We start from the raw sequence: 18,246 nt of genomic DNA on the forward strand, positions 1-18,246 counted from the left end.
AACTTATAGTTTTGATTTAAGCCATTACGACCGCAGGCCCGATGATGCCGGTCCCCGACCACTGCAGGTGATTTATTAAAAATAACAATGAATTTGATAATGATTGTGATAATCATTATCAAATAGCGGCAAATTTTTATCACTCATTGATAAAAAAATAAATACATTTCTTTACGTGAGCTGCATTTTTGTTACATAAAAGGGCGCAGTCGGCCATGAGGGTCGGAAACACCTTGGGTTCCGACCCGTTCAGCGCTGTGGATTATTTATAGATAATGGCGGTACCGGACATTTTATTCGCGCCGCCGGCGGAGTTGATTCGCCAGGCAATCGCCCCTTTTTGATGGGCTTTTTCCGCCAGTTTTGCCTGCAGGTCATCCAGATTGCTGGCGCCAGATGCGGAGACGGTGCCTGCCGGGCGTAGCGGACCGCTCTCGACGGGAGACGGCGCGGCCTGGGCAATAAAAGAGGTGGCGGCAAGGGTGATTGCGGTGAGTAACAGCAGATTTCTTTTCATGAGCATATCCTCATTAACGGCATGGGACATACTTTAAGTTTAGGCTTTTACGCCAGGATAGACAGGGTAAAAAACTGAAGCCAGACAATATCTTTTTTGCATAAACGATGGCCCGACCAGGCGCGCGCCGTGGGCCGGGCAGAACAAAAAAACGGCTTAACGGGCGTCCGGGCGGATCAGGTCGAAACGCAGATTTTCATCGATAGTGTAATAGGCGCTCGGCCCGCCGGCGCGGAGAACCGGCCTGGCTTTAGCGGTCTGATAGACGCCATTTTCCAGCAACGACTCATCGATATGGACCGCGACCACTTCCCCCAGCACCAGCCAGCTGTCGACAGGCTCGCCATCGGCGCGGGTCAGGCGAATACATTGAGAGAGGCGACATTCGAAGTTGACCGGGCTTTCCGCGACCCGAGGGGCGGCGACGATACGGCTGGCGGCGGCAGTCAGCCCGGCGCGGGCAAATTCATCTTCGTCGCGGGGGAGGCTGGCGGAGGTTTCGTTCATCGCTTCAGCCAGAGGGCGGGTGGCCAGATTCCAGACAAACTCTTTGGTTTCGACAATATTCTGTACACTGTCTTTCCAGCCGCTGCTGGCAAAACCGATAATCGGCGGCCGATAGTTAAAGCAGTTAAAGAAGCTGTAGGGGGCAAGATTACGATGACCCGCGGCGTCCAGAGAGGCTATCCAGCCGATAGGGCGTGGGCCGATAATCGCGTTAAGCGGGTCGTGCGGCAGGCCATGTCCCTGAGAAGGTTGATAGAAATACATAGAACACCCGTAACCGAATAAGAGATATCCAGACTCCCTTATTTACCGCGCCGCCGTCAACGGGTATCTTACGCGGCTGTTCAAAGGAGATTGCCATGAAAGCCCAGAAACCGGGGTTACACCCGCGTAACCGTCATCATCAACGTTATGATTTGCCCGCGCTATGCCAGGCTCACCCTGAGCTGCAAGGTTTTATCACCCTTAATCCGGTGGGCGAGCAGACCATCGATTTTGCTAACCCGCTGGCGGTGAAGGCGCTGAATAAGGCGCTGCTGGCGCACTTTTACGCGGTGAAACACTGGGATATTCCGGACGGCTTCTTATGCCCGCCGGTGCCGGGCAGAGCGGATTATATCCATCACCTGGCCGACCTGCTGGCGCTGGATACCGGCACCATTCCTGAAAATGCCAGTATTCTGGATATTGGCACCGGGGCAAACTTAATCTATCCGCTGATTGGCGCGCATGAATACGGCTGGCGTTTTACCGGCAGCGAAATTAGTCCGCAAGCGATCGCCAGCGCGCAGGCGATCGTTAACGGTAATCCGGGCCTCAGCCGCCAGATTCGTCTGCGTCGACAGAAAGAGCACGGAGCTATCTTTAGCGGCATTATTCATAAGAACGAGTGTTTTGATGCGACGTTGTGCAACCCGCCGTTTCACGACTCCGCTGCCAGCGCGCAGGCCGGCGGCGAGCGCAAGCGTCGGAATCTGGGACTGGGGGCGGATAGCGTGATGAACTTCGGCGGCCAACAGCAGGAGCTGTGGTGCGAAGGTGGAGAAGTGGCGTTCATTACGCAGATGATCCGCGAAAGCCAGCAGTTTGCTCGCCAGGTGAAATGGTTCACCTCACTGGTGTCGCGCGGCGATAATCTGCCGCCGCTTTATCGCGCGCTGAGCGAAGCCGGCGCGGTGAAGGTGGTGAAAAAAGAGATGGCCCAGGGACAGAAGCAGAGTCGCTTTATCGCCTGGACCTTCATGGATGAAGCTAAACGCCGCCGTCCGCTGGCGCGCTAAAGATCTACGTGGGCGGTCAGGTGCGCCTGGAATGTGCTCTGCCGTGGCTATAGCGTCGGTTCTGCGGGTGGCGCGGCGGTGGGCGCTGGCGCCGGCAGAACCTGGTAGGTTTGCACCGGCGCCCGTATCCCGGCGAGGTCGAAGTGTTTCTTCACCTGGGTATCGAGAGCATAGCGTACCGTCCACTGCTTCAGCGGCAGGGTGGTGAAGGTGACCCGCAGGGTAAATGCCGTATTGCTCAGGCCGACAAGCCCGGCAAATGACGGCTCGCCAATCACCAGCCCGCGAATCTCCTGCTGGTCCATCACGTCGGCAACCGCATTTTTCAGCGCCTGAGCGGCTTTATCCAGATCTTCTTGTCTGTCGACATCGTAGTTGGCAACCACTGAACCAATGCCGCGCACGAAGTTCGCAAAGGTGGTAATCGAGGACCACGGGATAATATGATACGCGCCGGTATCCTGGCGCACACCGACGGAACGGATCGACATCCGTTCCACCGTGCCGGTTAACGGCCCGATGGTCACCAGGTCGCCGGTATTCATCCCGTTTTCAAACTGGATAAAAATGCCGGTGATAATATCTTTTACCAGCGTCTGGGCGCCGAATGAGATGGCCAGCCCCAGTGCACCGGCGCCAGCCAGCAGCGGCGCAATGTTCACCCCCACTTCGGAGAGCAGGATCATGGCCGTGATGGTGCTGATAATGACCGCCAGCGCGTTACGGAATAACGTCAGCAGCGTGCGGGCACGGGCCCCCGGTAGCGGGCGGCCGTGAATATCCGAAGCCAGGCGGTTTTCAATCAGGCTGGCGAGCAGCGTCCAGCCGATGGCGGAGAAGAACAGAATCAGCGCGATGCGAATCAGCACATCCACCGCTTTTTGTCCGGCGCCGTTTTGCATCCAGTTCCAGAAATCAAACAGTCCCCACGCGCTCATCAGCAGCATAATCGCCACACAGACCACTAAAATTCGCGCCACTTTCAGTGCGACGGAGATCCAGCCGTTCATCCGCTTTTGCAGTTCAGGGTAGTTGCGCTGGGTCTGCGGCGACAGGGTGATGGTTTTTGCTATCCAGCGCGACAGGATACCGGAGAGCAGCGCGGCGGCGCCGATAATCGCCAGGCTGCGCAGCGTGGCGCCCATCATAAACTTCAGGCTGTTGCCGGGGTCGAACAGGGAGAAGAAAAACAGCACGATAAAGTAGAGGCAGGCCAGCCAGTGCCAGATGAGCGCAAAGGCGCGGATAAACAGGCTAAAGAAGGCCAGCGAGCGGTCTGCCAGGTGCAGCAATCCCTGGGTAATCCGCGTTTTATTACGGAAAATCAGATACAGCGCCCAGAGGGTGATGCACAGCATAATGACCACATTCGCCAGTGCGCCGACCTGGACGTTGACCTGATTAGAGATAATCGGCACTGCGACAATCAGGCCGTAGCCAATCAGACTGCTCAGCGCGCTCAGGCGCAGGCTCCAGTACTTCGCGCTCTCATCGCTGAGGTTAAACGGCCTCAGGTCCGCCACCCGCGGGCAGAAAATCAGCCGCAGAATCGCTTTAAAAAACTCGATGAGGGCGAAGGCATTCAGAAACAGGCTTTGTTGAAAGGCGATGGTCCGGTTTCCGCCGTTAAACCGATCGCTGAGCATCTGACCAACAAACAGCGTCAGCGCCAGCAGGAGCAGATCGCAGATAAACGCGCCGGCGATGGTGGCCGGAAGCTGTAGCCAGTTACCGCGATCGTGGTTTTTACGCCGCCCCCACTGACCCATTTTGCGATACAGCGGCAGCGCGGCGAGGCGGACCAGCCACCAGAAGGTGAAAACCAGTACGGCCAGCAGCAGGAAATGGCCGGCGGCGTTGCGAAAGGTATCGGCATGGAACGGCTTGTGCGCCGAGGCGGTGATATTGCGCCATAGCTGAGAAAAACGCGAAGCAAAGCGTTCACCGTACTCGCGGCTCACCTGGGTGACGTTTTCCAGTACCGTGTGTTCATCTTTCTCTTCCGGCGGCGCCAGCCTGGGCGTGCTGGCCGGCGGCGGTGTGGCGGCGGCAGAGCGCAACTGGTCGATCAGCTCCTTGCGGGCGGCATCGTTTTCCAGCACGTCAGCCAGCGCCGCATAGGCGGCCTTTTTTTTCTCAAGGTCTGGTTCACTGCTGGCGGGTTGTTCAGCGGTCGCGGTCGGGACGCCGGGTAGCGTCGCTGCTGAAAGCGGGGCGGTAAACAGCGTTGCAAGCAGTAACAGGATCCACGGCACGGGCGCCTCCATCTCATTCCAAAACCATTAAGTATAGAAGTTGATCGCGGGAGAGGCGGCGGGGGATGTGTCTGGAAAGCAAGAGCGGCTCCCCGCATGCGGGGAGCCTGGGGTTATCAGGCAACGTGCTGCAGAAACTCGCGCAGGCGCGGGCTCGGCGGGTTTTTCACCAGTACCTGCGGATCGCCATCTTCGGCGATACGCCCTTTGTCGATAAAGATCAGTCGCGATGCCACTTTTTCAGCAAAACCGATCTCGTGGGTCACGATGACCATCGTCATCCCTTCTTCCGCCAGATCCTGCATCACTTTCAGTACTTCGTGACGCAGTTCCGGATCCAGCGCCGAGGTCGGTTCGTCAAACAGCATCATTTTGGGCTTTACCGCCAGGGCGCGAGCGATGGCTACGCGCTGCTGCTGGCCGCCGGAGAGCTCGGAAGGGTAGTGGTGCGCGCGTTCGGCGAGCCCCACTTTTTCCAGCAGATCTTTAGCCAGTTTTTCGGCGGCCTCTTTTTTAGCGCCGCGCACGCGCAGCGGCCCGAACATGACGTTCTCCAGCGCCGTCAGGTGCGGGAACAGATAGAACTGCTGGAACACCATCCCGGCTTCCTGACGGATCAGGCGCTCGTCGACTTTCGGGTCATTAACCTTCAGACCATCGACGATCAGTTCGCCGCTGGTGATCTCTTCGAGTTTATTAATACAGCGCAGCAGCGTTGATTTCCCGGAGCCGGATGGCCCGATAATCACCACGACTTCGCCTTTATTGATCTTCAGATCGATATCGTGCAGCACCTTGGTCGGGCCAAAGTGCTTGGAAACATTTTTAAATTCAATCACAGGATTTTCATCCTTCTTTCAAGACGGCGCAGAATAAAGCTCAATACCAGGGTGATTATCAGATAAATCACGGCAACGGCGCTCCAGATTTCCAGCGCGCGGAAGTTACCGGCAATAATCTCCTGGCCCTGACGGGTCAGTTCGGCGACGCCGATGACGATAAAGAGCGAGGTATCTTTGATGCTGATTATCCACTGGTTACCCAGCGGCGGCAGCATGCGACGCAGCGCCAGCGGCAGAATCACGTGGCGGATAGTTTCGCGACGGGACAGGCCAAGCGCCAGGCCGGCTTCACGGAAGCCTTTGTGAATGGAGAGTACCGCCCCGCGGGTAATTTCTGCGATATAGGCGCCGGAGTTGATCATGATGGTCACGACCGCCGCCGAGAAGGGGTCAATGCGTAGATCATTGAACGCCATCGGCAGAGCGAAGTAGATAAACATGACCTGAACCACGATAGGGGTTCCGCGAATGATCTCGATAAAGACTAACGCAACGTGGTTCGCTATCCAGCCGCCAAAGCAGCGGGCGAAACCGGCGACGAGGCCGATTATCAGACCGCCGGCCAGGCCGAGGACGGAAATCCACAGCGTCATTTTGGCGCCTTCCAGCAAAATTGGAATGGCAGGCCAGATGGCACTCCAGTCAAACTGCATAATTCGTTCCTGTTACCGTGTCGAAAAACAGAGGCGCGCCTCTGAGAAAAAGTGACTCAGGTCTGCGGCAAGGTGCTACCCGGATGGTGGCCAGGGGTCCTGTCCGGGTGAGCAGAATTCAGCAGACCTGTAAGCGATCAACTCTGATTATTATTTTGGCTCAGTACCGAACCATTTTTTGTAAATTTCGTTGTAGGTGCCGTTTTCACGCAGCGTTTTCAGCGCGCCGTTCACTTTTTCGCGCAGTTCGTCGCTGCCTTTCGGGAAGGCGATACCGTAGTTTTGCGCTTCCAGCGATTCCCCTACCGCTTTAAACTGACCGTGGCCGGCCGTTTTGATGAAGTACAGGATGTTTGGCGTGTCGTGCAGAACGGCGTCAGCGCGACCGGTACCCAGCTCCATATAGGCGTTATCGATATTCGGGAACTGACGCAGGTCTTTGGTTTTGATATTGGCTTTCGCGTAGTCAACGGAGCCGGTACCACCTTTTACTGCCACGACTTTACCGTTCAGGTCCTTCACATCTTTGATGTCGTTGTTATTGGCTTTCACCATCACCAGCAGACCGCTCTTATAGTAGCCATCGGAGAACTCGATCGCTTTCTTGCGCTCTTCAGTAATGGTAATCCCCGCCAGCGCGAGGTCGATGTTTTTCGTTTGCAGGGCAGGGATGATGCCGCTGAAATCCATCGGTTTCAGGGTGTAGTTCAGTTTTAACTCTTTGGCGATGGCGTCCCACAGGTCGACATCAAAACCGACATACTTATCACCTTGCTTAAATTCAAACGGTACAAACGCCGTATCGGTCGCCACAATCAGTTGTTTTTCAGCGGCCTGAGAAGAAACCGCAAAAGCCAGGGTCAGTGCAGCCAGTGAAACTTTTAATACAGACTTCATAGCATTTCCTTTTTTATCCACGGGACGATCCCCTGCGAGAACGTTTAACCCTATGAAAAAATCGTGCCAGTTTTACAACTTGTTGTTTTATAACAGACCAAGTCTATCCTGTTGCACGGTTTCGGTTACAGGTCACGATAAATGCACCGCATTGGGGCGTCATTCTGGTGCGCCATAAACACGCCGAATAACAAGTGCATTTTTAACGCAAACACTGATGGTAAAACAATCTCGATGTAACGATTGTGTGAGGTGATTATTACAATTGTTTTACTTTTGTACGTATTTTGTGCATTGTTGTGCACTGAAATGGTGCGGGTGGGGAGCGAGGAAAAAATCAGGCGGCAGAGGTCAGGGTAAGCGGAAAAAAAACCGCCAGCGAGGCTGACGGTGATAGTGCGGGATGAAGCAGGATTATGCGATGTTGGCTTCGATGAACCACAGGAATTTATCCAGATCGCGGGAGGCGGCGGTAAAGATGTCGGCGGTGTCTTCATCTTTTGCTTCGCCGATCGCTTTACGCACGTCATTGGCCACAATCGCGTAACGGTCAGCCAACTCTTTCAGGTGATCCTGAACGTTGTGAATATCCAGCGGGTAGCTTTTTAGCGGAGTTTTGCTGTTGATCACCTGAGTGGTGCCCAGCGCGACGCCGCCCAGCTGTACAGCGCGTTCCGCCATGGTGTCGAGGTGGTCGGTCAGCGCGGTGCGGAAGCCATCCAGCATTTCATGAACGGCAATAAAATTGGCACCGCGCATATTCCAGTGAGCCTGCTTGGTAATCAGCGACAGGTCAATGAACTGGATCACCTGACGATTCAGCAGCTCGACGGTTGCTTTCTTCTCATTGTCGGCAACATCGTTGCGGGTATAGAGCAGATCGGATGCTTTCGTTTTAACCAGTTTTGCGGTACCCATAGTTTCATATCCTCTTGATATTTATACTCGTCATACATCAAATGTGAATTAAATGGAGCGCGTGTCCCCGGTAACTGATGGCACTAAGTATAGCAATGGATTGGAGTATGAAGAGGGTGGTAGTCCCTATCGGTTTGATAGCGCGGGGGCGTTGGCTATTTTGAAAAACGCGTGAAATTGCGTAAAAAGCCAGCGTGGGAGCGCGGTTCTGCACGGGGCGAGACCAGCGTGCAGAACCGGTAACGTCAGCTAGCTGATATCCACTTTTTCGATTTTGCTTGCCCGATGCATCGTCAGCGTCGAGCCCATCGAGGCGAGGATAATCGCTCCGAGCGCCAGAGTTTGCGTAAAGGTCAGCATCTCCCCAAGAAATATCATGCCCGATAGCGCAGCGAGCGCCGGCTCCATGCTCATCAGGGTGCCGAATGTGCGGGTGGGCATACGGGTGAGGGCAATCATTTCCAGCGAGTAAGGCAGCGCCGTAGAGAGGATGGCGATGGCCAGTCCCAGCGGCAGCAGCGACCACTGGAACAGCGTGTCGGTCGCCTGCAGCATGCCCAGCGGCACAAAGACGACGGCGGCAATAAGCGACCCCATCGCCACCGTTGCCGGACCGTGTTCTTCCCCGGCCCGCTGGCCGGTCAGAATATAGACGGCCCAGCAGCTCCCGGCGCCCAGCGCCAGCAGTGCGCCGGTCAGATCAACCTGCGCGACGTCTTGCCCCAGCGGCAGCAGGAACCACAGCCCGAGCACGGCCAGAATGACCCAGACGAAATCGAGCGGACGCCGCGAGCCGAACAGCGCGACCGCCAGCGGCCCGGTAAACTCCAGCGCCACCGCAATTCCCAGCGGAATACGCTGAATCGATAAGTAAAACAGATAGTTCATGCCGCCCAACGTCAGACCGTATAAGAGGAGCGGCAGGCGCTGCTCTGCGCTAAAGCGCAGACGCCAGGGCTTGAAGATGATAACCAGAATCAAGGTGCCTAACGCCAGGCGCAGAGCGGTCACCCCGGGGGCGCCGACGAGCGGGAACAGCGATTTCGCCAGCGATGCGCCGCTCTGAATAGAGACCATGGCGATTAAAACAACCAGCGTCGGCAGCCATGCCGGTATTTTGCGGGACGAGCCGGGCATCCTTTCTCCTGTCAGGGTTTGTCAAGTGCGGTAAAACTTCCAGTGTAAATGAATTAGCTGGCTACGGTTTATCTATTGTTGAAAAAAACGCGTACCGGAAGCGTACAATGCGGCGAGACGAGAAGAGAAATTAACCGGTTGATTAGGATTAATCTGGATGCACGAGCGGGGCCTTATCGGCCTTAATAGTAGGGTGTTCGCCAAAAGCGTTTGTTTTCCAGTTTGTTACAGAAATATGGAAACTTTTAGTTACATGAAAAGGTATGTTAGACAGTGTAAAGTCAAAAGAGTTTCCTGAAAGTTTTTGATATATTTAAGACTTAGGACTTATTAGAAACACATTTGAGGTGGTTATGAATAAAATTGCACGTTTTTCAGCACTGGCCGTTGTTCTGGCTGCATCCGTAGGTACCGCTTTCGCTGCAACTTCTACCGTTACCGGTGGTTATGCTCAGAGCGACATGCAGGGTGAAGCTAACAAAGCTGGCGGTTTCAACCTGAAGTACCGTTACGAGCAAGACAATAGCCCGCTGGGTGTTATCGGTTCTTTCACCTACACCGAAAAAGATCGTACTGAAGCTGGCGTATACCAGAAAGGCCAGTACTACGGCATCACCGCAGGTCCGGCTTACCGTCTGAACGACTGGGCTAGCATCTACGGCGTAGTGGGCGTTGGTCACGGTAAATTCCAGGACAACAGCTTCCCGAACAAGCACGACATGAGCGACTACGGTTTCTCCTACGGTGCAGGTATGCAGTTCAACCCGATCCAAAACGTTGCTCTGGACTTCTCCTACGAGCAGTCTCGTATTCGTAACGTTGACGTTGGCACCTGGATCGCTGGCGTTGGTTACAGCTTCTAATCACTTCGGTGATATAAAAAATCCGCCTGACAGGGCGGATTTTTTTTGCCTGAAATGCGCGGCGTTCGCCGATTTGCCGCCGGGCTTTCCGGCGGCGGGCCCTGCTACTGGGTCGTGAACAGATCGCTACCCAGATGGGTATAGTCCACTTTCTGTAGCTGGAAGTTGGTGATATAGGTCGGCCCGGCAGCTTGTTCGGAGATGAAGCGGTAGCGAGGCTTAATCTCGGTGGCGCTGATCCCGGTCCACTGCGAGAAGAACCCGAGGAAATCGTTGGCGGAGCGCCGTGCTTTAATCACTTTATGCGCTTTATCATCGCTGGACAGCACCATAAACGGCACCTGGAAATTCTGCTGGTACTTATCATCGTGCGCCAGGTACTGAACCTCTTTACCGCGTTCTTTAAAGGCCAGACCGTGATCGGAAAAATAGGTCATCGAGAAGCTTTCACCCGAATTCTGCAGCTGATGATAGAGCTTGCTCAGCAGGGTATCGGTTTGCGTCATGCTGTAGAGATAACAGGACGTCTCTTTTGATTGCACAAAGACGGTATATTTCCCTTTGGTACGATCGCAGGCCTGCGGGTGAGATCCCATCAGATGCAGGACGATCAGCTGCGGCTGGGTCCGCTGCACGGAGAGCACCTGCTCGGTGAGCTTCAACAACTGCTCATCCTGCGTATTTTTGTTGGCCTCAAAATCGCCATTCTTGAGGAACTGCACCTCATCCGCACGCTTTGCGATGCTGGCTATCGCCGTATCGTATTCGCCAATCTGCCCCTGATTGGAAAACCACCAGGTCTGGAAGCCGGCGCGGTTCGCCAGCGTGACGAAGTTATCCTGATATTGCGGTTTGCCGTCCACTACCCGGTTGAGCGTTAAGCCGAGTGATTTTTGCGTCGAACCGCTGGCGGAAATGTAGTCATTAAACAGATAGCCGTTAACCGAGCTGGCGAACGGGGTGTTGTCCCACTGGCCGCCAAACGCCCCGAGCGCATCGCGGCGCGCGCTCTCTCCGATGACCACGACGTAAAGCTGATATTTGGGTTTGACCGCCAGCACATGCCAGCTGTCTTTCATATTGGCCAGTTGCGTCATGCGCGCCTGCTCGTCCAGCACTTCCTTATTGTTGACCACCACGTCTTTCACGAAACGGAAGGCGGGATAGCCGGTATCAATCACTTTGAAGACGCCGCCCCACGCCAGATTCTGCACCGGCTGCAGAAAGAAGATGCCGATGCTGAACAGCAGCCCAAGGATCTCCATTTTGCTCCACGGCTTACGCTCTTCCGGTTTGCGACGCACGGCAATCACGCCGAGCGCAAAAATAAAGACCGCCAGCAGGTAGTTGTACCAGGGAAAGATAGTCAGAATTTCCGTGGACTCTTCGACGTTGGTGGCATGCAGCGCCAGCAGCGTGTTGAAGTTGGGGGCGCCATACGCCTGGCCAAACGGGTAATACAAGGCGGCAAGCAGCGAGTAGCCTCCCACCACGACTTTTTGCATCCGCGGGGCATGACGCCACAGCAGATGTAGCACGCATGTAAATGCGACGGTATAGAGCAGACTCAATTCATAGCCGAGTGCGAGGTTAATCAGCAGAGACTGGAGAAAATAAAATCCTGTCCACGGGTTAGGGACTAATCCGCGAGCGACCAGCGTTTCTTTCAGGGTGACATTCATAGTTATTAATCAAAAAGACGCCATGTGCATCCCCTGGCATCAAGGGGTAAAACCTGCTGGACAGTGCCTGAAGAGGGTCTCTGCGAGCCGCAGTAGTGGCAGGGCTGACAAAAGATAGGGCTTGCAAATGATAAGGTCAACCGGACATAACGGATTGTTTTGAGAGAAAGCTTACAAAACTTGAAAAAAGCGGCGAGAGTGCGGGGAAACGGGTCAGTTTGACAGGGGATTATGACAAAAAAATGAAGCGGCGTACCGCGACGCCGCATTTAGTGATGGGGTTTTTCCTGGCGATTCTTGCCGTTTATCATGTCGCACAGCATGTTAATTAGCATTAAACGGACTTGAAAAGGGGAATGAGTAAACACGCGTAAGCACCTCTTGAATTCGTTCATGGGACCTCCTGTAATTTCGCCCTTCGCTCCTTGAAGGATGTCTGCATTACATACAGATATAGCACAGGCTATATTTTATAGCTATGGCTAAAACGTTAATTTTTTGTGCTACGGGCCCAATCATTTACAATGGGGCTCTTTTGAGATGATGCTTGAGGCGTCACACGTATGAGGAAGCACAATGAACCGTCGCGCGGGTAGACCTATAACAAAAAAAGTGACGCAGCTTGTTAATGTTGAAGAGCACGTTGAAGGGTTTCGTCAGGTGCGCGAAGCCCACCGTCGGGAGCTGATTGACGACTACGTTGAACTGATTTCAGATCTGATTCGCGAAGTGGGAGAGGCGCGTCAGGTTGATATGGCCGCGCGTCTGGGGGTCTCCCAGCCAACGGTGGCCAAAATGTTAAAACGCCTGGCCAGCGTCGGCTTGATTGAGCAGATCCCGTGGCGCGGGGTCTTTTTAACCCCGGAAGGCGAGAAGCTGGCGCATGAGAGCCGCGAACGCCATCAGATCGTCGAGAATTTCTTACTGGTTCTGGGCGTGAGTCCGGAGATAGCCCGCCGCGATGCGGAAGGGATGGAACATCACGTCAGTGAAGAGACCCTGGCGGCATTTAATCAGTTCACTGTTAAATATGGGCGGCAAGGAGAATGAATCTTCCGTTTATCCAGTCTCTGGCTCGCGATCGTTTTCTGCATTTACTCCTGATCATCGCCTGCGGTTTAAGTTTCTTTGTCCCGTTTGCGCCAAAAAGCTGGCCTCAGGCTATCGACTGGCACACCATTATCACCCTGAGCGGTTTGATGCTGCTGACCAAAGGGATTGAGCTGAGCGGCTACTTTGATGTGCTCGGCCGCAAAATGGCGCGGCGGTTTGCCACCGAGCGCCAGCTGGCCATTTTTATGGTCCTTGCGGCGGCGCTGCTCTCGACGTTCCTGACCAATGATGTGGCGCTGTTTATCGTCGTACCGCTCACGCTGACGTTGAAAAAGTGGTGCGCGATACCGGTTAACCGGCTGATTATTTTCGAGGCGCTGGCGGTCAACGCCGGATCTTTGTTAACACCTATCGGCAATCCACAAAATATCCTGCTGTGGGGGCGATCCGGGCTTAGCTTCCTTGGGTTTATCGGGCAAATGCTGCCGCTGGCGGCGGCAATGATGCTGACGCTGCTGGCGCTGTGCTGGTGCTGTTTCTCCGCCACCCGCCTGTCCTTTCAAAGCGCGGATCGGGCGCCATCGTGGCAGCCGAAGCTGGTGTGGAGCTGTCTGGCGTTTTATCTGATATTCCTGACGGCCTTAGAAATGAAGCTTGAACTGTGGGGCCTGGGGCTGATTATTCTCGGTTTTCTGCTGCTGGCGCGAGCGGTGATTATCCATGTTGACTGGTCGCTGCTGCTGGTCTTTATGGTGATGTTTATCGATGTTCATCTGTTGACGCAGCTTCCCGCGCTGCATCAGGTGCTAAGCGGCGTCGGCCAGCTTTCTGCTAGCGGCTTGTGGCTGTCGACGATTGGCCTGTCGCAGTTTATCAGCAACGTACCGGCCACCATTCTGCTGCTCAACTATGTCCCTCCTTCGACGCTGCTGGCCTGGGCGGTCAACGTTGGCGGCTTTGGCCTGCTTCCCGGTTCGCTGGCCAATTTAATCGCGCTGCGTATGGCGTCAGATCGCCGCATCTGGTGGCGTTTCCATCTTTACTCTCTGCCGCTGTTGCTGTGGGCGGGGGCGGTTGGTTACGCATTATTGCTATTCATCGCCTGATTTTCGGAGGATTGGGCAAGGAACAGACAGAATCACCCCATTCGCCCGCTTCGCCGCGGGCGTATAACGTTAACGCTGAGGTTTAATATCCTGATGAGGAGAGTCCAATGCGTTATCAAAAACTCGGAAACACCGGTCTGTTTGTCTCCCGACTGTGCCTGGGCACCATGACCTTTGGCGGCGAAGGCGGCATGTGGGGGAAAATTGGTCAGCTGCGCCAGACGGAGGCCGAACAGCTGGTGGGCAGTGCGCTGGATGCGGGCATTAACTTTATCGACACCGCCGATGTCTATTCTGAGGGCCGGGCGGAAATGTTAACCGGCCAGGCGCTAAAAAACCTGAAGGTTCCGCGCGAGAACGTGGTGGTCGCCACCAAAGCCTTTGGCGAAACCGGTACGGCCGGCGTCAACTCCCGCGGCAGTTCGCGCTTTCACATCATGGGAAGCGTCAAAGAGAGTCTGCGACGGCTGCAGCTCGATCATATCGATCTTTATCAGCTCCACGGTTTCGATCCGGCAACGCCCATTGAGGAGACGCTCTACGCGCTGGATAACCTGGTGCAGCAAGGGCATGTTCGCTATATCGGCGTGTCAAACTGGGCGGCCTGGCAAATCGCAAAAGCGCTGGGGATTTCCGCGCGCCTGGGGCTGTCGCGCTTTGCCTCCCTGCAGGCTTACTACACCATCGCCGGGCGCGATCTGGAGCGTGAACTGATCCCGATGATGCAGAGTGAAGGGGTCGGTTTGATGGTCTGGAGTCCGCTGGCCGGCGGTTTGCTGAGCGGGAAGTACGATCGCGATGGTCAGAGCGCTGAAGGTGGCCGCCGCCAGACGTTTGATTTCCCGCCGGTAAATAAAGATCGCGCCTTCGACTGCATCGATGTTATGCGCGTCATCGCGCAGGCGAAAGGTGTTTCGGTCGCCCAGATTGCTCTTGCCTGGCTGCTGCATCAGCCGGCGGTCAGCAGCGTGATTATCGGCGCAAAACATCCCGCGCAGCTGGCGGACAACCTCGCCGCCGTCGATATTCACCTGAGCGAAGAGGAGCTGGCCCAGCTGGATGCGGTCAGCGCCCTGCCGCGCGAATACCCCGGCTGGATGCTTGAGCGCCAGGGCGAATATCGCCGCGATCAGCTCGCCCGGCAATAAACACCGTACGTTGTCTGGCCGGATCGGCGCCCCCGATCCGGCTTTTTTATTTGCTGCGCTCACAAAAAACGATCCTTTGTTTTGCCTGGGAAGGGAATACTGTTTATATGACTAGTCATGAAATATAAATGACTAGTCATAAAGGGGCGAGAGATGAACAATGCACTACCGGCGGACTTTTTGTGGGGGAACTCGGTTTCCAGCATGCAGACGGAAGGGGCCTGGAATGAAGGGGGGAAGGGGATGTCGGTGTACGATGTTCGCGAACCCGCGGAATTCGCCTCCGACTGGAAAGTCGCGACGGACTCTTACCATCGCTATCGGGAAGATTTCGACCTGATGCAGGATCTGGGGATGAACTGCTATCGTTTCCAGATTGCCTGGAGCCGGGTATGTCCGCTGGGCGACGGCGAATTTAATGAACAGGGGATCGCCTTCTATCACCAGTTTATTGATGAACTGCTCGCCCGCGGTATTGAGCCGATGATCTGCCTGTATCATTTCGATATGCCGCTTTCGCTGGCGGAACGCTATAACGGTTTCACCGATCGTCGCGTGATGGACGCTTTTATTCGTTACGGCCAGAAGATGATTGCCTGCTACGGCGACAAGGTGAAGTACTGGCTGACCTTCAACGAGCAGAATCTCTACCATATGCCGGAGGCGTTCCTTATTACGGGCTATCTGCGCGGTGAGAAAACCTTGCGCGAGCTGTACCAGATCCAGCACCACGTGATGATGGCCCACGTGCACCTGACCCACTATCTGCATCAGGTGAAACCGCAGTGTTTAATGGGCGGTATGCTGGCGCACGCGCTGGTCTATCCGGCGACCTGCAAGCCGCGCGATATTCTCTGTGCTCAGCAACTGGATGAGTTCTTTAACCAGAATCTGCTGCGCGCATTTGCCGGAGAAGGCTACAGCCCGGAAGTCATGCACTTCGTGGCGCGGGAAGGTTTTAGCGAGATCTACCGGGAAGAGGATCTGGCGCTGATGGCGACGGTAAAAGTCGACTATCTGGCCTTCAGCTACTATGCCAGCCGGACCCTGGACAGCGATCCTGTGCCGCCTGATACGCCGGTGAACAACTATATGCTGTTCGGTGATAAAGCGAATCGCTGGTTGAAAGCAACGGAATGGAACTGGCAGATTGACCCGCTCGGTTTCCGTATGATTATCACGCGCTACTACAACGACTGGCGTTTGCCGGTATTCCCGATTGAAAACGGCATTGGCGTGATTGAGTCATGGGATGGTGAGACGCCGGTGGCCGATGATTATCGTATTGCCTATCATCGCGATCATATCAACGCCATGAAAGAGGCGATATTTACCGATGGCGCGCAGGTGATGGGCTACCTGGGCTGGGGATTGATTGATATCCTTAGCTCTCAGGGCGATATGCGCAAGCGCTACGGTGTGGTGTATGTGAATCGCGAAAACCACGATCTGAAAGACCTTAAGCGCGTGCCGAAGAAAAGCTACGCCTGGTTAAAACAGGCTATCCACAGCAATGGTGACGCGCTGTAGCGGGGCTATCTGTTCTCAGGCCCGCCAGCGTTTGGGCAACAGAACACTTCCAGAGAACATCATTAATAAAAGGACGGGGAATGACGGCGAAGTATCTTGCGATCGCGCGGGAAATCAAAAAACGAATTATCAGCCAGCAGTATCTCGCCAGCGCCCCGTTACCCGACCAGTTTGCGCTGGCGGCGGAATTTAACACCAGCAGGATGACCATCCAGCAGGCGATGCGCCAGCTGATTGTCGAGGGGCTTATCTATACCCGCAAAGGGCAGGGCACCTTCGTGCGCAAGAACTTTCTGCAGCTCTCGCAGTGGGAACTGCCGGGTAGCGATTACTTCGGCGCCACCAAAACCTGGGAGCATCTGGGGGAGGTGACCAGCCAGGTGATCCGCTTTGAACCGCGCTTTGCCACGGAAAAGGAGCAAGCCTCGCTGCTTATCGACGCCGATGCCCCGGTCTATGACTTTATCCGCCTGCGGGTGCTCAATGGCGAGCCGGTCTCGCTGGATATGACGGTGATGCCCGTGGCGCTGGTGCCGGGGCTTAATAAAACCCATCTGGAAAGTTCGGTGTTTCGTTACGTGCAGGAGACGCTGGGGCGAAAGCTGATGGGCTCGTATCGCGTGGTCCGGGCGATGAAGCCGGATGCGCTGGATCAGCAGCATCTGAACTGCGGCGAGAGCGACCCGGTGCTGGAAGTCGAGCAGGTTATCTATCTGGAAGACGGGACGCCGCTGGAGTATGCCCGCTGCCACTATCGCTACGATCATGGCGGCATTATCCTGGTCAATAACGGATAAAAAAGGCGGGCACCGGGCCCGCCTTTTCATACTGTTACGTCAGAAGATTAGTTCAGACGAACCGGCATACCGGAACGGTTCTGGATAGCCTGCTCGACAACGGTCTGATCGACGTCGGGCTGGCCGGTGACCGCCTGAACTTCTTTGGTCAGCGCAATCGGTACGATTTCACCACCCTGGAACTGTGCTTCGGTGGTGGACAGCGGGTTATGTACTTCGACATAACGGCTACCGTCCGGCTCGGTGGTCGCTTTCACCGGCTCATCGATAAACTCGACGCGGGTATCAACCGGCACATTTTCAAACAGGAATTTGATGTCATCGTTACGCAGACGGACGCAGCCGTGGCTGACGCGCAGACCGATACCGAAGTTAGCGTTGGTGCCGTGGATGGCATACAGACGACCAATATACAGCGCATACAGGCCCATCGGGTTGTCAGGACCCGCCGGTACGACGGCCGGCAGCGGGTTACCCGCCGCGATGTATTCCGCGTGCATCTTCGCCGTCGGCGTCCAGGTCGGACCCGCTTTCTTACGTTCTACCTTGGTGACCCACTTGATCGGCGTATCTTTGCCCAACTGGCCGATACCAATTGGCAGCACGATAACGGTGTTGGTGCCTTTCGGGTAGTAGTAAAGACGCATTTCCGCGCTGTTGATAACAATACCTTCATGCACGGTATCGGGCAGAATCAGCTGCTGCGGGATATTCAGCACGGTGCCGCCCTTCGGCAGATAGGTATCCACACCCGGGTTGGCTTCCAGCATGTTGGACAATCCCATCTGGTATTTAGCCGCGAAATATTCCAGCGGTTGCTTGTTGTTATCAGGAACCGTAATCACCTGGTTCTGACCAATCAGTCGACTGCCGTCGGTTGGCAGTGGATAAGTGACAGCGGATGCTGTGTTGCAAAAGCCGACGAGGGCGAAGGCTGCCGCTAAGAGTGTCGATATTTTCATATTCTTCATGTCGTGTGCAGTGGCAAAGCCACAAAGGCCTTTGTCAGATGATTTAGCTAATAGATGGGAGCGCATTATATGTGCATTCCATCCAACAGG

Annotated in this window: 18 protein-coding genes; 7 read left to right on the forward strand and 11 right to left on the reverse strand. The window is 55.2% G+C overall.

What is annotated here, in order from left to right; genetic code table 11:
- Positions 1 to 262 precede the first annotated feature (262 nt).
- Positions 263 to 517, reverse strand: coding sequence for a DUF1471 domain-containing protein (locus FNY10_RS02820; protein ID WP_100684052.1), 255 nt, complete (start codon positions 515 to 517; stop codon positions 263 to 265).
- Between the two features lie 156 nt (positions 518 to 673).
- Positions 674 to 1,288: a flavin reductase family protein gene (locus FNY10_RS02825; RefSeq protein WP_100684051.1), complete on the reverse strand. Its 615-nt coding sequence runs from the start codon at positions 1,286 to 1,288 to the stop codon at positions 674 to 676.
- 95 nt (positions 1,289 to 1,383) lie between these two features.
- On the opposite strand from FNY10_RS02825, the gene rlmF reads away from it, so the two are divergent.
- Complete coding sequence (gene rlmF, locus FNY10_RS02830) at positions 1,384 to 2,304, forward strand: 23S rRNA (adenine(1618)-N(6))-methyltransferase RlmF (protein ID WP_131047721.1); 921 nt, start codon at positions 1,384 to 1,386, stop codon at positions 2,302 to 2,304.
- A 47-nt stretch (positions 2,305 to 2,351) separates the two neighbouring features.
- On the opposite strand, the gene ybiO is transcribed toward rlmF, so the two are convergent.
- From ybiO to rhtA, 6 genes are all read right to left on the reverse strand, one after another.
- Positions 2,352 to 4,559 (reverse strand): mechanosensitive channel protein, encoded by a 2,208-nt coding sequence (ybiO, locus tag FNY10_RS02835; protein WP_160701948.1) that lies wholly within the window; start codon positions 4,557 to 4,559, stop codon positions 2,352 to 2,354.
- Between the two features lie 116 nt (positions 4,560 to 4,675).
- Positions 4,676 to 5,398, reverse strand: coding sequence for a glutamine ABC transporter ATP-binding protein GlnQ (glnQ, locus tag FNY10_RS02840; RefSeq protein ID WP_004859814.1), 723 nt, complete (start codon positions 5,396 to 5,398; stop codon positions 4,676 to 4,678).
- Positions 5,395 to 6,054, reverse strand: a complete 660-nt coding sequence (gene glnP / locus FNY10_RS02845) for a glutamine ABC transporter permease GlnP (RefSeq protein ID WP_100684049.1) — start codon at positions 6,052 to 6,054, stop codon at positions 5,395 to 5,397. Before glnP ends, glnQ begins: the two co-directional genes overlap by 4 nt.
- Positions 6,055 to 6,204: 150 nt before the next feature.
- Entirely contained in the window at positions 6,205 to 6,951 is a 747-nt protein-coding gene (gene glnH, locus FNY10_RS02850) for a glutamine ABC transporter substrate-binding protein GlnH (RefSeq protein WP_100684048.1), read from the reverse strand.
- 414 nt (positions 6,952 to 7,365) lie between these two features.
- On the reverse strand, positions 7,366 to 7,869 hold the full coding sequence (gene dps / locus FNY10_RS02855) for a DNA starvation/stationary phase protection protein Dps (protein ID WP_131047723.1): 504 nt from the start codon (positions 7,867 to 7,869) through the stop codon (positions 7,366 to 7,368).
- Positions 7,870 to 8,118: 249 nt separating this feature from the next.
- Positions 8,119 to 9,006, reverse strand: coding sequence for a threonine/homoserine exporter RhtA (gene rhtA / locus FNY10_RS02860; RefSeq protein ID WP_131047724.1), 888 nt, complete (start codon positions 9,004 to 9,006; stop codon positions 8,119 to 8,121).
- 353 nt (positions 9,007 to 9,359) lie between these two features.
- Between rhtA and ompX the strand changes: the two genes are divergently transcribed.
- Positions 9,360 to 9,869: an outer membrane protein OmpX gene (gene ompX, locus FNY10_RS02865; RefSeq protein WP_100684046.1), complete on the forward strand. Its 510-nt coding sequence runs from the start codon at positions 9,360 to 9,362 to the stop codon at positions 9,867 to 9,869.
- 104 nt (positions 9,870 to 9,973) lie between these two features.
- Here ompX and FNY10_RS02870 read toward each other — a convergent pair whose 3' ends face one another.
- Together FNY10_RS02870 and mntS are read right to left on the reverse strand one after the other, a co-directional pair.
- Complete coding sequence (locus FNY10_RS02870; RefSeq protein WP_131047725.1) at positions 9,974 to 11,551, reverse strand: phosphoethanolamine transferase; 1,578 nt, start codon at positions 11,549 to 11,551, stop codon at positions 9,974 to 9,976.
- A gap of 269 nt (positions 11,552 to 11,820) precedes the next feature.
- Positions 11,821 to 11,946 (reverse strand): manganase accumulation protein MntS, encoded by a 126-nt coding sequence (mntS, locus tag FNY10_RS02875; RefSeq protein ID WP_100684044.1) that lies wholly within the window; start codon positions 11,944 to 11,946, stop codon positions 11,821 to 11,823.
- A gap of 181 nt (positions 11,947 to 12,127) precedes the next feature.
- On the opposite strand from mntS, the gene mntR reads away from it, so the two are divergent.
- From mntR to FNY10_RS02900, 5 genes are all read left to right on the forward strand, one after another.
- Positions 12,128 to 12,601 carry a manganese-binding transcriptional regulator MntR gene (mntR, locus tag FNY10_RS02880; protein ID WP_100684043.1) on the forward strand — a complete coding sequence of 158 codons (474 nt, stop codon included), beginning with the start codon at positions 12,128 to 12,130 and terminating at the stop codon, positions 12,599 to 12,601.
- Complete coding sequence (locus FNY10_RS02885) at positions 12,598 to 13,710, forward strand: SLC13 family permease (RefSeq protein WP_160701946.1); 1,113 nt, start codon at positions 12,598 to 12,600, stop codon at positions 13,708 to 13,710. Before mntR ends, FNY10_RS02885 begins: the two co-directional genes overlap by 4 nt.
- Before the next feature lie 107 nt (positions 13,711 to 13,817).
- Positions 13,818 to 14,858 (forward strand): aldo/keto reductase, encoded by a 1,041-nt coding sequence (locus FNY10_RS02890; protein ID WP_131047727.1) that lies wholly within the window; start codon positions 13,818 to 13,820, stop codon positions 14,856 to 14,858.
- Between the two features lie 153 nt (positions 14,859 to 15,011).
- A complete protein-coding gene (locus FNY10_RS02895; RefSeq protein ID WP_141965045.1) occupies positions 15,012 to 16,388 on the forward strand; it encodes a glycoside hydrolase family 1 protein in 1,377 nt (458 codons plus the stop codon).
- A gap of 80 nt (positions 16,389 to 16,468) precedes the next feature.
- Complete coding sequence (locus FNY10_RS02900) at positions 16,469 to 17,185, forward strand: GntR family transcriptional regulator (RefSeq protein WP_160701944.1); 717 nt, start codon at positions 16,469 to 16,471, stop codon at positions 17,183 to 17,185.
- A 47-nt stretch (positions 17,186 to 17,232) separates the two neighbouring features.
- On the opposite strand, the gene ldtB is transcribed toward FNY10_RS02900, so the two are convergent.
- Positions 17,233 to 18,147 carry a L,D-transpeptidase gene (gene ldtB, locus FNY10_RS02905; RefSeq protein ID WP_100684038.1) on the reverse strand — a complete coding sequence of 305 codons (915 nt, stop codon included), beginning with the start codon at positions 18,145 to 18,147 and terminating at the stop codon, positions 17,233 to 17,235.
- Positions 18,148 to 18,246: the final 99 nt, after the last annotated feature.

Source organism: Klebsiella sp. Lac1 (genome assembly GCF_009825425.1).
In the GTDB taxonomy this organism is placed as follows: Bacteria; Pseudomonadota; Gammaproteobacteria; order Enterobacterales; family Enterobacteriaceae; genus Klebsiella; species Klebsiella electrica.